The 12,416-nt window shown below is 64.5% G+C and carries 16 protein-coding genes; 6 read left to right on the top strand and 10 right to left on the bottom strand.

Features of this window, described 5'->3' with window-relative positions:
* Positions 1–362: 362 nt before the first annotated feature.
* Genes rplO through rpsH form a run of 6 tightly spaced genes read right to left on the bottom strand, consistent with a single transcriptional unit; the run spans position 363 to position 3,049 of the window.
* The gene (rplO, locus tag M3G14_RS08810; RefSeq protein ID WP_259926169.1) at positions 363–812 is read right to left on the bottom strand and encodes a 50S ribosomal protein L15; all 450 of its coding nucleotides are present in this window, start codon (positions 810–812) and stop codon (positions 363–365) included.
* Positions 813–819: 7 nt separating this feature from the next.
* Positions 820–1,005: a 50S ribosomal protein L30 gene (rpmD, locus tag M3G14_RS08815; protein ID WP_038588398.1), complete on the bottom strand. Its 186-nt coding sequence runs from the start codon at positions 1,003–1,005 to the stop codon at positions 820–822.
* A gap of 6 nt (positions 1,006–1,011) precedes the next feature.
* Positions 1,012–1,647 carry a 30S ribosomal protein S5 gene (rpsE, locus tag M3G14_RS08820; RefSeq protein ID WP_259926170.1) on the bottom strand — a complete coding sequence of 212 codons (636 nt, stop codon included), beginning with the start codon at positions 1,645–1,647 and terminating at the stop codon, positions 1,012–1,014.
* Positions 1,648–1,687: 40 nt separating this feature from the next.
* Entirely contained in the window at positions 1,688–2,092 is a 405-nt protein-coding gene (gene rplR / locus M3G14_RS08825) for a 50S ribosomal protein L18 (RefSeq protein ID WP_259926171.1), read from the bottom strand.
* Between the two features lie 2 nt (positions 2,093–2,094).
* Positions 2,095–2,631: a 50S ribosomal protein L6 gene (gene rplF, locus M3G14_RS08830; protein WP_259926172.1), complete on the bottom strand. Its 537-nt coding sequence runs from the start codon at positions 2,629–2,631 to the stop codon at positions 2,095–2,097.
* Between the two features lie 19 nt (positions 2,632–2,650).
* Positions 2,651–3,049 carry a 30S ribosomal protein S8 gene (gene rpsH / locus M3G14_RS08835; RefSeq protein WP_259926173.1) on the bottom strand — a complete coding sequence of 133 codons (399 nt, stop codon included), beginning with the start codon at positions 3,047–3,049 and terminating at the stop codon, positions 2,651–2,653.
* A 362-nt stretch (positions 3,050–3,411) separates the two neighbouring features.
* Between rpsH and M3G14_RS08840 the strand changes: the two genes are divergently transcribed.
* From M3G14_RS08840 to M3G14_RS08850, 3 genes are read left to right on the top strand one after another with little or no spacing between them, the layout of a single operon-like run.
* A complete protein-coding gene (locus M3G14_RS08840) occupies positions 3,412–3,726 on the top strand; it encodes a DUF6457 domain-containing protein (protein WP_259926174.1) in 315 nt (104 codons plus the stop codon).
* Positions 3,713–4,573, top strand: coding sequence for a formate dehydrogenase accessory sulfurtransferase FdhD (fdhD, locus tag M3G14_RS08845; RefSeq protein WP_259926175.1), 861 nt, complete (start codon positions 3,713–3,715; stop codon positions 4,571–4,573). The genes M3G14_RS08840 and fdhD overlap by 14 nt, the downstream gene beginning before the upstream one ends.
* Positions 4,570–5,052: a carboxymuconolactone decarboxylase family protein gene (locus tag M3G14_RS08850; RefSeq protein WP_259926176.1), complete on the top strand. Its 483-nt coding sequence runs from the start codon at positions 4,570–4,572 to the stop codon at positions 5,050–5,052. Before fdhD ends, M3G14_RS08850 begins: the two co-directional genes overlap by 4 nt.
* Positions 5,053–5,093: 41 nt before the next feature.
* Here the strand turns inward: M3G14_RS08850 and M3G14_RS08855 are convergent, their stop codons facing one another.
* Positions 5,094–5,876: a formate/nitrite transporter family protein gene (locus tag M3G14_RS08855; RefSeq protein ID WP_259926177.1), complete on the bottom strand. Its 783-nt coding sequence runs from the start codon at positions 5,874–5,876 to the stop codon at positions 5,094–5,096.
* A 184-nt stretch (positions 5,877–6,060) separates the two neighbouring features.
* Between M3G14_RS08855 and M3G14_RS08860 the strand changes: the two genes are divergently transcribed.
* The 3 genes from M3G14_RS08860 (at position 6,061) to M3G14_RS08870 (ending at position 11,007) form a co-directional block, all read left to right on the top strand.
* On the top strand, positions 6,061–7,980 hold the full coding sequence (locus M3G14_RS08860; RefSeq protein ID WP_259926178.1) for a GTPase domain-containing protein: 1,920 nt from the start codon (positions 6,061–6,063) through the stop codon (positions 7,978–7,980).
* A complete protein-coding gene (locus tag M3G14_RS08865) occupies positions 7,961–9,586 on the top strand; it encodes a GTPase family protein (RefSeq protein ID WP_259926179.1) in 1,626 nt (541 codons plus the stop codon). Before M3G14_RS08860 ends, M3G14_RS08865 begins: the two co-directional genes overlap by 20 nt.
* Before the next feature lie 224 nt (positions 9,587–9,810).
* Positions 9,811–11,007 (top strand): hypothetical protein, encoded by a 1,197-nt coding sequence (locus M3G14_RS08870; RefSeq protein ID WP_259926180.1) that lies wholly within the window; start codon positions 9,811–9,813, stop codon positions 11,005–11,007.
* A gap of 81 nt (positions 11,008–11,088) precedes the next feature.
* Here the strand turns inward: M3G14_RS08870 and rplE are convergent, their stop codons facing one another.
* From rplE to rplN, 3 genes are read right to left on the bottom strand one after another with little or no spacing between them, the layout of a single operon-like run.
* A complete protein-coding gene (rplE, locus tag M3G14_RS08875; RefSeq protein WP_259926181.1) occupies positions 11,089–11,667 on the bottom strand; it encodes a 50S ribosomal protein L5 in 579 nt (192 codons plus the stop codon).
* A gap of 1 nt (position 11,668) precedes the next feature.
* Positions 11,669–11,983, bottom strand: coding sequence for a 50S ribosomal protein L24 (gene rplX, locus M3G14_RS08880; RefSeq protein WP_259926182.1), 315 nt, complete (start codon positions 11,981–11,983; stop codon positions 11,669–11,671).
* Between the two features lie 3 nt (positions 11,984–11,986).
* On the bottom strand, positions 11,987–12,355 hold the full coding sequence (gene rplN, locus M3G14_RS08885; protein ID WP_038588343.1) for a 50S ribosomal protein L14: 369 nt from the start codon (positions 12,353–12,355) through the stop codon (positions 11,987–11,989).
* Positions 12,356–12,416 lie beyond the last annotated feature (61 nt).

A 12,416-nucleotide genomic window follows, 5' to 3' on the forward strand; every position in this document is an offset into this window, starting at 1 on the left:
GGCCTTTCCAGGCGTCGGCGGCTTTTGTGTGTGCGGTGTTTTTGCCTGGCGGCGTTGCGCCTCCCGGCCCGATGCGCGCCCGCCTCCCCCGTGGTTAGCGCAAGTTGGAGGTCGATTTTCCCCGTTTTTCGGGGATAAACGCTGTCCAACTTGCGCTATCTACGTGGAACGACCGCAAATGTCGAGACCGGGTTGTCGAGTACCCGTGCAAAAACCAATGAATTCGACCTGCCGGTCTCGACATCTAGCGCGGCCACGGTCAAGCAGCCAGGAAAACCCGCCGCCGAATCCCAGCGCCAACGCAAAAAAGCCCGCCGCCCCTTCCTTACGAAAGGGGCGGCGGGCCGGACTCCTAGAAGCGCTTAGGCCTCGGTGGTGGAGCCGCCGGCAGCCTTGATCTTCTCGGCTGCGGACTTGGAGAACTTGTTGGCGGTGACGTCGAGCTTGACGTCGATGTCGCCGTTGCCCAGGACCTTTACCGGCTGGTTCTTGCGAACCAGGCCAGCTGCGACGATGTCCTCGATGGACACGGCACCGCCGTCCGGGAAGGCCTTGGCCAGGTCGTTGACGTTAACAACCTGGTATTCGACGCGGTTCGGGTTCTTAAAGCCCTTCAGCTTCGGCAGGCGCATGTGCAGCGGCATCTGGCCGCCCTCAAACGCTGCGGAAACCTGGTAGCGAGCCTTCGTACCCTTGGTACCGCGGCCGGCGGTCTTGCCGCCCTTGCCGGCTTCACCGCGGCCAACGCGGTGCTTCGGCTTGTTCGCACCCTTTGCCGGGCGCAGATCATGAAGCTTGATGATGTCAGCCATGTGCTATCTACTCCCCTGCAACTTCCTCGACGGTGACAAGGTGACGCACCTTGAGCACCTGGCCGCGGGTTGCGGCGTTGTCCTTCTTGATCACGGACTGGCCGATCTTGCGCAGACCAAGAGCCTCGAGGTTCTTGCGGGTCTGCGGCTTCTCGCCAACCTTACCGTGGTGCAGTGTGATCTTCAGTGCCATTGTGGTTTACGCCTCCTGTCCTGCACGTGCGCGCAGCATACGGGCCGGAGCGACGTCCTCGAGGTCCTTGCCACGCTTCGCGGCGACCTCTTCGGGGCGCACCAGTTCCTTCAGGCCGGCAACGGTTGCCTGAACCACGTTCAGGGCGTTGTCGGAGCCGAGCGACTTGGCCAGGATGTCCTGAATACCTGCGCACTCGAGCACCGGACGGACTGCGCCGCCGGCGATCACACCGGTACCGGGAGCAGCCGGGCGCAGCATGACCACGCCTGCGGCTTCTTCGCCCTGGACCGGGTGGGGGATGGTGCCGGCAATCATCGGGACACGGAAGAAGTTCTTGCGAGCCTCTTCTGCACCCTTCTGGATTGCGGCGGGAACTTCCTTTGCCTTGCCGTAGCCGACGCCGACCATGCCCTGGCCGTCGCCGACGACAACGAGCGCGGTAAACGACATGTTGCGGCCACCCTTGACGGTCTTTGCGACGCGGTTAATGGTGATGACGCGCTCGATGTACTTGTCGCGGTCGTCGTTCTGGTTGCGGCGGTCGTCGCGGCGGCCGCGGCCACCGCGCTCGTTCTTGTTGCCCTTGTTGTTCTGGTTGTCGGCGGAGCGTCCGCCGTCACGCCGTTCACGTTCGGCCATTACGCGATCCTTCCGTTGATGGTGATGTTTGCGGTGATCATTAGAACTTCAGACCACCTTCACGAGCTGCTTCGGCAAGAGCTGCGACGCGACCGTGGTACTTGTAGCCACCGCGGTCGAAGACGATCTCTTCGATGCCGGCTGCCTTGGCACGCTCTGCGACGAGTGCGCCAACCTTGGCTGCCTTGTCCTTCTTGTCCCCGTCCAGGTTGCGCACGTCCGGCTCCATCGACGATGCGGCAACGAGGGTGTGGCCGGCGAGGTCGTCGATGACCTGGACGTGGATGTGGCGGGAGGAGCGGTGCACGACGAGACGCGGGGTCTCCGGGGTGCCACGCAGGGTCTTGCGGATGCGGTTGTGGCGACGTGCGCGAGCCTCGCGGCGGCGGGAGGAAATGTCCTTGCCAACCGGGGTGCGCTTGGTGTTCTCTGCAGTATTGCTCATGATTACTTACCCGTCTTTCCGACCTTGCGACGTACCTGCTCGCCTGCGTAGCGGATGCCCTTACCCTTGTACGGGTCATCCTTGCGCAGACGGCGGATGTTCGCCGCGATCTGGCCAACCTGCTGCTTGTCGGTACCTTCGATCGAGAACTTGGTGTTGCCGTCGACAGCGAATGCGATGCCCTCCGGAGCCTCGATCAAAATCGGGTGGGAGTAGCCGAGGGAGAACTCGAGGTCCTTGCCCTTCTGCTGTACACGGTAACCAACGCCGAAGATCTCCATGTCGATCTTGTAGCCCTCGGTCACGCCGACAACGAGGTTGTTGATCAGCGAGCGCGACAGGCCGTGCAGCGAGCGGTTCTTACGGTGGTCGTCCGGACGAGACACCACGATCTGCCCGTCCTCGACGGCAGCGGTGATCGGGGCCGGGATGTCGACGGTCATGGTGCCCTTCGGGCCCTTCACCTCGACGGTCTGGCCGTCAATCTTGGTCTCGACGTTGTTCGGAATTGCGATGGGTGCATTACCTACACGCGACATAGTCTATTCAACCTCCCCTTTACCAGACGTAAGCGAGGACTTCCCCGCCTACACCCTTCTCTTGGGCCTGTCGGTCGGTCAGCAGACCGTGGGACGTGGAAATGATTGCCACGCCCAGGCCACCGAGGACCTGCGGCAGGTCGTTGGACTTTGCGTACACGCGCAGACCCGGCTTGGAGACGCGGCGCAGACCAGCGATGGAAGCCTCGCGGGTCGGGCCGTACTTGAGATCCAGGGTCAGGGTCTTGCCCACCTTGGCGTCCTCAACCTTGTAGTCAGCGATGTAGCCTTCCTGCTTCAGGATCTCGGCGATGTTCACCTTGATCTTGGAGGACGGCATGGACACAGTCTCGTGGCGCGCATTGTTTGCGTTGCGCACGCGAGAGAGCATGTCCGCAATCGGATCAGTCATGGTCATAGTGAGTGACCGGTTCCTTTCTCGTTGCGGTTCCCTTGTGTAACTACCCACCTGACCCGTAAAGGTCGCGTTTTCCGCGTGGTCTGTCGGGGGCTACTTCACGCTCCCCACGCTCAGTAACGTGGGGCGCTCGCCGCCTCCCTTGCACGCGGTCCGCATTTCGGCGGGGGGCCTGCAACAAAGTTGGATGTACATTTGGTCTTGTCGGCTTGTGTTTCTCACACAAGTCCGACGGATAACCCTATACCTCGGCCACCGCGCAGGGCAAATCCCTTCTCGACGTCTCCCTGCCGGACCTTGCCGGGCAACTCCGACCCAGAGGGCTACTGTGGGAGCCACAGATTCAACGCAAAGGAGTACCCATGGCACAGAAGGAAAGCCTGCAGTCCACCCACGATTGGCTGGCAGCGCTTGCAGAGCAGTTCGGGGTCTCGCCAGCGCTGGTGCGCTCTCTCGTCGGAGACATCCTGCAGCTCACCGCCGACGTCGCGCACAACGGCCCATCGCGTCCAGCCGCCCCCACCACCGCGTTTCTCGTGGGGCTTGCCGCGGGCCAGGCCGACCTGCCGAACGACGAGGCGGAGCAGGCGGAAAAGGTGCGCGCGCTCATTGCGCAAACCAGCGCACTCCTGCAGCGGTACGGCGCAGAGAATGAGGGCGTGGATGAGCAGGATTAATCGTCGTTTCGCCATCACCAAGGTCACGCTTGCCGACGACAACGCGGAAGGCGGGCCACAGTTCTACACCGACACCCGCGCAGACACCGTCACAGTGGAAGAACCTTTAGAGATACGCGCACAAGGGCAAACCCTGACCTCGACGATGCGCACCCCGGGCCACGACGTAGAACTCGCCCACGGGTGGTGCTTTGCCGAGGGGCTGATCAACTCAGCCGAAGACGTGCGTACCGCGCGCTACTGCGCCGGCGCGGTCGGCCCGGACGGCGAAAACACCTACAACCTGCTGGACATGGAGCTCGCCGACACGGCGCAGCCGGTCACACCGGAGTTCATCCGGCTGACCCCGACCACCAGCGCGTGCGGGGTCTGCGGAACCCAGTCCATTAGCGAACTCCTGCACAAGGTACGCACCCCCATCGAGCCGATCGAACTGGACCCGGCGCTCATCGTCGAGCTGCCTGAGCGGCTGCGCGCTGAGCAGAAGCAGTTCCGCAAGACCGGCGGCATTCACGCCGCCGGGGCCTTCGACCTCGAGGGCAACCCGATCGTCGTGCGCGAGGACATCGGCCGCCATAACGCGGCCGACAAGGTCATCGGCCACCTGCTGCTCGAAGGCGCGCTCCCGGCGCGCGGCATGATCCTCGTGATGAGCTCGCGCGCCTCCTTCGAACTCGTACAGAAGGCTGCGGTGGCCGGATTCCCCGCGCTCGTCGCGGTCTCCGCCGCGTCGTCGTTGGCGGTAGAGCTTGCGCGCGAGGCCAATATGGCGCTGGCCGGGTTTGTGCGCAACCGCCGGTTCAATCTCTACTCCGGCACGCTGCGTTCGGTAGAATCTCACGCATGACTCCGCGCCACGTGCCCCAGGAAATCATTGAGATGTTCTACCCGCCGATGCAGCTGCTGCGGGAGCGCACCGAACCGGACCACGCGCACCTGGTGTGCGTGCGAGCAACGGCGGTCAACGGCTGCCCGGTATGCACGGCGATCCACCGCCGCAACGCGCGCGAGCACGGCTGGAGTGAAGACTACATCCTCAAGGTCGAGCAGTGGACGCGCCACGCGGGCGAGTTCAGTGAGACAGAGGCGCTGGTCCTCGAGCTCACCGACGCGCTGACCGAATTAGAGGACACCCCGGAGTCCCTGTCGGAGGATTTGTGGGAGCGCGCAACCGGCGCCTTCGGCGAGGAGTACGTCCGCGCGCTCATTGTCGGCGCGGTCGGGGTCAACAGCTACAACCGCCTCGGCATCGCCTTCCAGCAGGACCCGCGCGACATCGCGCGCGTCACGGAGTTCGATATCGTCGATGCTGCGAGGGGTAGGTAGGCGTCGATAAGCAAAAAGGCCCCGCGGGGCCTTTTTCACGTTTAGTCCTTGTAGACGGTGTTGGTCTTGTTCAACCAGGCGTAGACCGCGCCGATGCCCAGGCCGCCGCCGACGAAGTTGCCGACCCACACGATGACCCAGTTCAGAGCGACTGCGCCGAAGGTGAAGCTCTCCGTCTGCGGGTCAGCGAACAACTCCATGCCCATCAGGCAGAAGTTCGCGATGACGTGCTCGAGCCCGAGGCCGACGAAGATGGCGATCATCGGCAGGATCACGATGAACTTGGAAATGACCTCCTTGGACAGCAGCGCGCCGACGATAGCCATGTTGACCACGAAGTTCGCCAGGACCGCCTCGATGAACGTGCCCCACGGGCCCTTGTTCAGCTTGCCCTCCACAAGCGTGGAGATCAGGTGCGTGTCATCCAGCGAACCGAACTTGGCCGACTGGCTGAGGATCCAGGCGATCAACAGCGCGCCCACCAGGTTGCCCACGGTCGCGACAACGACGATCCAAATGCCCTTCCCCCAGGAGAACTGGCGCACGGTGGCGGCCCAGGAGGAAAACATCATGTCGCCGGTGGCCAGCTCGGCCGCGAGCACGACGATGGCGAACAGGCCGAGGCCGAAGAGCATGGCGAAGACCACTGCGCCGGAGCCGGGGAAGAGCTGCTCGCTCATGTTGCCCACCACGGCGGCGAAAGCGGTGCCCACCATGAGGTAGATACCGCCGAGGATTGAACGCACGAAGAAGCGGGCGGGCTCGTTGTCCAGCAATTCCTCCTTCTTGCCTGCACCGGCTTGAATTGTGTCATTGAGCGCCATGGCTCCTCCTTGAGAGAAAAATCTTGACATCGCTTCAATAAGCGCTTGCAATACAGTGCAAGATGCTAACGCATTGACTGGCAATGTTACGCCCACCACGGGGGCATCCGCGGGGGTAACCGGAGTTGCGGCCCCGCTCGCCCGCCGTCATTCCACGCGGCACCGCTATGCCAGAATGGGGGGCGTGAGCACTCCCCAATCCTCTTCCGACGCCGGGTCGCCGGCCGACCTGATCGCTGCGGTCCGCGGTCTGCGCGACGCCGTTGCTGCAACCGCCCTGCCGAGCGACGATACGGCCGCCGCTGATGCCCACGCCGTGGTCAACCAGTTCGACGACTACATCCTGCCGCGCCTGAGCAACCTCGACGCCCCGCTGTTGGCGGTGCTCGGCGGCTCCACCGGGTCCGGCAAGTCGACCCTTGTCAACGCCGTGCTGCGCGAGCGCGTGTCCAACCCGGGCGTCATCCGCCCCACCACCCGCCAGCCGATCCTGGTTGCCAACCCCGCCAACGCGGACTGGTTCAACTCGCCCGAGGTCCTGCCGGGCCTGGCGCGCTCCCACGGCGCGGGCGACGAGCAATCCACCACGCTGCGAGTCGTGGAAACGGCCACCATCCCCGAGGGGCTCGCGCTTGTCGACGCCCCCGATTTCGACTCCATCGACGATCGCAACCGGGCCCTGGCCACCCAGTTGCTTGCCGCCGCAGACCTATGGATCTTCGTCACCACACCCGCGCGCTACGCGGACCAGCTGGTGTGGAACTTCCTCAACGACGCCGCTGGGCGCGGCATCGAAGTGGTCGTCGTGCTCAACCGGCTCGACGAGTCCTCGGCCGAAACCGTGCCCGCCGACCTGCGCCGCATGATGGAGGAAGCGGGCCTGGGCGGCGCCACCGTATTCCAGGTCCCCTTCGTCACCAACCTCGGCGAGCAGTCCGGCGCGGACGCAGAGTTCTTGCCAGATGCGATGGTTGCCGAGCTGCGCGAGTACCTCACCCGGCTGGCCGGCGATACCGCCGCACGCCGCGAGGTGGCGGGCAAGACGGTGGCGGGTGCGCTGTCGGGGGCGCTGGCGCGCGTCGAAAAGCTGCAGGGCCGCCGCGAGCAGCAGGAACACTTCGCCGCACAGATCGACGCGGCGATCGACGCACACTACCGCAGCGCCTGCGACCACGTCATCGACGCCACCAGCGACGGCAAGCTCCTGCGCACCGAGGTGCTGGACCGCTGGCAGGACGTCGTGGGCACTTCGGATGCCTTCCGCGGTATCGAGCGCTGGTTCTCCCAGGCCGTCGATAAGGTGGGCAGCTTCTTTACAGGCCAGCCCGCGCCACTGCGCGAGGTGGAAACCGAGATCGAGTCGGGGCTGCACGCCGTCATCGTCGACGCCGCCGAAACCGCCGCCGCAAAGTCCTGGTCGCACATGGGTGCCGTCGCCCCCGAGCTGCGCGCGCACGCTGCGCCGCAGCTGTCCCGGGCGAGCGAGTCGATTTCCGAGGACGCGGCCGCGCTCGTGCGCAAGTGGCAACAGGCGCTGCTGGAACGCATCCAAGACACCGCCGGCCAGAAGCGCCAACGCGCCCGCGTGATGTCCTTCGGGCTCAACGTGCTCACCGTGGCGCTGATGCTCGTGGTCTTCGCTTCGACCGCCGGCCTGACCGGCGGGGAGGTCGCGATCGCGGGCGGCTCCGCCGTCGTGGGGCAGAAGCTGTTGGAAACCATCTTCGGCGAGGACACGGTCCGCCGCATGGCCGCAGACGCGCGCACGGATCTCGACGCCCGCCTCGAAGCGCTGCTCGGTAGCGAGCGCGAGCGCTACCGGGACATCACGGCGCCGCTGCACGCAGGCACCGACGCCGCCGAGCTGCGCACCCTCGCGGAGGCGGCCACCACCCAGGCCCGCGCGCGCTTCCCCGAGACGCTGCCAGCGCTTCCCGCTACCCCGGCGGTTCCCGCGCGCAGCGAGACCGCGCAGCCCTCGGAGGCCGAATCTGATTCGAAGCTGCGCGGCCTGCTCGACCAGCTGCGCGGTTCCTTTACCCGCCCGCGTTCGGAAGGTTCGGAAGGTTCGGAAGGAGAGCCCAATGGCACTGTTGAGCACTAAGCCCCCGCTTGGCGAGCGCCTCACTGCGCTCAAAGACGCCGCAGAAATCGGCCGCGGCTACCTCTCCCCCGCTCAGCGCGAACGATTGGAACAGGTCGCGCGCGCCGGTGCCGAGCGCCGCGCCTTGTCCGCCGAGCACACCGTCGTCGGTTTCTTCGGCGCGACCGGCTCCGGCAAGACCTCCCTGTTTAACGCCATCGTCGGCGAGGATCTGGGCAAGGCCGCCGCGCGCCGCCCCACCACATCCTCGCCACTCGCCGCGATTTGGCAGCCTGCCGGGTCCGAGGAGCTGCTCGACTGGCTCGGTGTCGAGGACCGCCGCACCCGCCCCGGCGAGTTTGCCAAGGGCGCGGGCCCGCTGATCCTGCTCGACCTGCCCGACTTCGACTCGGTCGAGGCTTCCAACCGCGCGATCGCGGAGCGCCTCGCCGGCCAGGTCGACGTGCTCGTCTGGGTCTCCGACCCCGAAAAGTACGCCGACAGCGTCATCCACGAGCAGTTCATCCGCCCGCACGCCGACCACGCCGCGGTCACGCTCGCCGTGCTCAACAAGTCCGACTTGCTCTCCCCCGACGACATCCCCACCGTCAGCGCATCCTTCAAGGGCCTTTTGCTTGACGACGGCCTCTCCAACGCCCACGTCATCCCCACCTCCACCCGCACGGACGCCGGGATCGATGACCTGCGCGCCGCCATCACCCGCGTCGCTCGGGCCCACACAGCGCAGTCGGCACGCATCGAGGCGGACATCCAGTCCGCGACCGCGGACTTGCTCCCTGCCGCCACCGGCAAGCAGCTGGCAAAACAGGAGAAGAAGACGCGCCCGGACAAGCAGGCCAAGCGAGACATGGACGCCATCCTCGCCGAAGCGGCCGGGGCCGAGCGGCTCGCCAACAATGCCGCCGCCGCGTACCGCAAGCGACTGCGCGAGCGCACCGGGTGGCTCCTGACCTCCTGGATCACCCGCTTCCGGCCGGACCCGCTCAAGCGCATGGGCGTGCGCGACCAGTCCGACGAAGTCGGGGTTCACCGCTCCTCCATGCCGGAGCTAGACGCCGCGTCCAAGGCCGTGGCCAACCGGGGCGTGCGAGACTACGCCGAGGCGATCGCGGCGGGGCTGCCCCACCAGTGGGCAGCGGCGGTGACCGACCGCGCAGGGCAGGCCGCCGAGCAGGTCCCGGAGGCGCTCGACCGGGCTATCGCGCGCACCCGCGTGCCTGCACAGCCCTCCAAAGCCTGGTCGTTGCTGACCGTCGTGCAGTGGCTCGCCTTGGTTGCCGCGCTCATCGGCGTGCTGTGGTACCTGGTGGTCGCGTTCGTCCCCGGGATTCTCACCCCGCTGCTTGGCAGCGACTTGGTCCCGGATGTCGAGGGCTGGCCCATTCCCACCCTGCTCATCATGGCGGGCCTGCTCACCGGTCTGGTGATCGGCCTGATCAGCGCGGTCTTCGGCGGGGTGCTCGGTTCCGGGGTGCGCAGGCGCACGAAGGCGGCGCTGCGGCGAGAGATCGCCGTCGCGTCCGAGGAAACCGTGGTCGCCCCGCTCGGCGAGATCCGCGAGGACTACGCGCGCTTTGCGCAGCGCCTCGCTTTCGCACGGGGGTAGGCGTTTCGAAAGGCGTGAATTTTCCCGCAACGCAATTTTGCCGGTTCACGGCGACCTGGGCAAATGCAATATAGTTAGCCTATCCGCTATGCGAAATTTTTCACAGCCTGCGCCGATGCCCTCATGCTCTCCGCACGGTGGGCGCAAAATACCCCTCGTGTGCCAGACACCCGGTGGTAGGGTGGGCCGCACTTGGCAAGAAACCGAGGAGGCCAACGGCAGGGATGTTTTACGACGAAGCGCTCCAACAGGCCGGTTCCGCCACCACTAGAGCCCTCGGTGCCCTCCAGACCGCGAAAGTGTTGCTCCACGGTTTCGCCCGCCCTTGCACGGCAAGGTGGCCGGAGGTCACCGCCATTATCAACAGCATCGAGTTCGATGAGGCGACAAAGTATTTCTCGCTTCCCCAAGCAGCCCAGGAGCGCATGGACGATTGCTATGCGCAGCTCGACAAGGCGGCAGATGATGCATGGCCCGAAGACCCAGATCCGTCTGATTTCATCGCCACAAATGCATTGGATGCCGTTGCAAATCTCGCTTCAAACACGGTGAAGTATTGGGAGCAGTTAGGAGTGGCATTGTCGCCAGATAAAGACGACCACCTCCACTTCATTCGCCTGCTCGCCGCCGCACGCAGCCGGGTCACCGGGGAAACACTCCACTTCGCTGAGATCGACGACATGGGCAACGTGTTTGTCTTCGAGGAGTTCCTTCCCCCGGCACTGGCGGAGGAGGTAAGGGGCGGGAGCGCGACGTCGGTAAGCACGCGATTGGCCGACATGATGATCAAGCGCGCAGACATAGAAGCAACCACCATCACTGTCGCCGCTGAGCCGGGAATGGTCTCCATCGTCGGAGACGTCAACACGGCACGGGCCATCTACGACGCAAACTTGGAAGCAGAGGCAGCAGCACGCACCAAACCCCCTGTTCAACCTGCCGAAAAGCGGGCGAACTACGAGCCACTCGTCGACTTCACTACCGACGCCCCGTTGAGTTTCACGGACGTATTACACGCGATGGGAAATCCTGAGCCGAAGCCCATCATCGACCGTATGAATTGGAACGCATTCCTCGGAAACGGATACCGGGCGAGCGTAACCGTCGGCGGACACAAGTTTGCCGCCCGCGCAACCGAAAAGGACGGGGTGGTGACTGAGTTGGAGATCAGCCCGGAAAACAACGCAAGTTTCCTCGGAGTCCCGTTCCACATCCCCACGTCGAGGTTTACCGAAAAACTCGACGCCCTCGGCATACCATGGGCCGACGATGGGCGATCAGGAATTGTCCTTTACGAGCACTGGGTAACGCTCTACAACGAGGAGGGGCGGATCGAATCCATATTGTGGCACAACCCGGCAACACTCACCGATATTGAACTGCTCGATATCGCGTTTCCGCCCGACTCGCAGAAAAGCTAGGTAGTCCGCATACGCGAAAAATGCCCCCGGTTCTTCTAGTGAACCGGGGGGGCATCCGATGTGGAGCGCTCAAGCGAAGACTTAAGCCTGCTTCATCTTTCCGTCCTTGTCCGCGAACGGGAAGCCGAGGTGCGTCAGCAGTGCGCGACCCTCCTCGTCGTTCGTGGCAGTGGTGACGACGGTGATGTCCATACCGCGCGGGCGGTCGATCTTGTCGATGTCGATCTCGTAGAACATCGTCTGCTCGGACAGGCCGAAGGTGTAGTTGCCTGCACCGTCGAACTGCTTGTCGTTCAGGCCGCGGAAGTCGCGAATACGCGGGAGTGCAACCGTCAGGAGACGGTCCAGGAACTCCCACATGCGGTCGCCGCGCAGGGTGACCTTCGCACCGATCGGCATGCCTTCACGGAGCTTGAAGTTAGCGATGGACTTCTTTGCGCGACGGATCTGCGGCTTCTGGCCGGTGATCGCGGTGAGGTCCTCGAGTGCGCCGTTGATGACCTTGGAGTCACGCGCAGCGTCGCCAACACCCATGTTGACAACAATCTTGGTCAGACCCGGGATCTGCATGACATTGTCGTAGCCGTACTTGTCGCTCAGCTTGGTGCGGATCTCGTCCTGGTAGCGGGTCTTCAGACGCGGAGTGTAGTTCTCGCTCATGCTAGATGTCCTTCCCGTTCGACTTGGCAACGCGGACCTTCTTGCCGTCCTCGTCAAAGCGGTAGCCGACGCGAGTCGGGGTGCCGTCGGAGTCCAGGAGCATCACGTTGGACACGTGGATCGGTGCTTCCTGGGTGACGATGCCGCCGGATTCTGCGCCGCGCTCGTTGTAGGAGTTTGCGACGTGCTTCTTCACACGGTTCACGCCCTCGACGAGGACCTTGTCACGCTTCGGGTAGGCCTCGATGACCTTGCCCTGTGCGCCCTTGTCCTTACCGGCGATGACCTGGACCATGTCGCCCTTCTTGATCTTCATTAGTTAGATCACCTCCGGTGCGAGAGAAACAATCTTCATGAACTTCTTGTCGCGCAGCTCGCGGGCAACGGGGCCGAAGATGCGGGTGCCGCGGGGCTCGGTGTCGTTCTTAATCAGAACGGCAGCGTTCTCGCCGAAGGAGATGTAGGAGCCGTCCGGACGACGGGTTTCCTTGGTCGCGCGGACGATGACCGCCTTGACAACCTCGCCCTCCTTGACGTTGCCGCCCGGGGCAGCTTCCTTCACGGTGGCGACGATCGTGTCGCCGATGCCGGCGAAGCGTCGAACAGAGCCGCCGAGGACGCGGATGCACAGAATTTCGCGTGCGCCCGTGTTGTCGGCGACCTTCAGACGCGATTCCTTCTGAATCACAGTTGGTCTCCTGACCTGGATCGATGTGCGCCAGATTTCCGTCCTGTACGCACGTGGTCAT

Source organism: Corynebacterium sp. p3-SID1056, from assembly GCF_025152525.1.
Taxonomy (GTDB): Bacteria; Actinomycetota; Actinomycetes; order Mycobacteriales; family Mycobacteriaceae; genus Corynebacterium.

Coding starts and splice junctions, on each gene's coding strand:
- fdhD (WP_259926175.1), top strand. CDS start 3,713: ATGAGCAGGATTAATCGTCGTTTCGCCATCACCAAGGTCACGCTTGCC.
- M3G14_RS08870 (WP_259926180.1), top strand. CDS start 9,811: ATGTTTTACGACGAAGCGCTCCAACAGGCCGGTTCCGCCACCACTAGA.
- M3G14_RS08850 (WP_259926176.1), top strand. CDS start 4,570: ATGACTCCGCGCCACGTGCCCCAGGAAATCATTGAGATGTTCTACCCG.
- M3G14_RS08855 (WP_259926177.1), bottom strand. CDS start 5,876: ATGGCGCTCAATGACACAATTCAAGCCGGTGCAGGCAAGAAGGAGGAA.
- rplX (WP_259926182.1), bottom strand. CDS start 11,983: ATGAAGATCAAGAAGGGCGACATGGTCCAGGTCATCGCCGGTAAGGAC.
- rpsE (WP_259926170.1), bottom strand. CDS start 1,647: ATGGCCGAACGTGAACGGCGTGACGGCGGACGCTCCGCCGACAACCAG.
- rpmD (WP_038588398.1), bottom strand. CDS start 1,005: ATGGCACTGAAGATCACACTGCACCACGGTAAGGTTGGCGAGAAGCCG.
- M3G14_RS08865 (WP_259926179.1), top strand. CDS start 7,961: ATGGCACTGTTGAGCACTAAGCCCCCGCTTGGCGAGCGCCTCACTGCG.
- rplF (WP_259926172.1), bottom strand. CDS start 2,631: ATGTCGCGTGTAGGTAATGCACCCATCGCAATTCCGAACAACGTCGAG.
- rpsH (WP_259926173.1), bottom strand. CDS start 3,049: ATGACCATGACTGATCCGATTGCGGACATGCTCTCTCGCGTGCGCAAC.
- M3G14_RS08840 (WP_259926174.1), top strand. CDS start 3,412: ATGGCACAGAAGGAAAGCCTGCAGTCCACCCACGATTGGCTGGCAGCG.
- rplR (WP_259926171.1), bottom strand. CDS start 2,092: ATGAGCAATACTGCAGAGAACACCAAGCGCACCCCGGTTGGCAAGGAC.
- rplE (WP_259926181.1), bottom strand. CDS start 11,667: ATGAGCGAGAACTACACTCCGCGTCTGAAGACCCGCTACCAGGACGAG.
- rplO (WP_259926169.1), bottom strand. CDS start 812: ATGGCTGACATCATCAAGCTTCATGATCTGCGCCCGGCAAAGGGTGCG.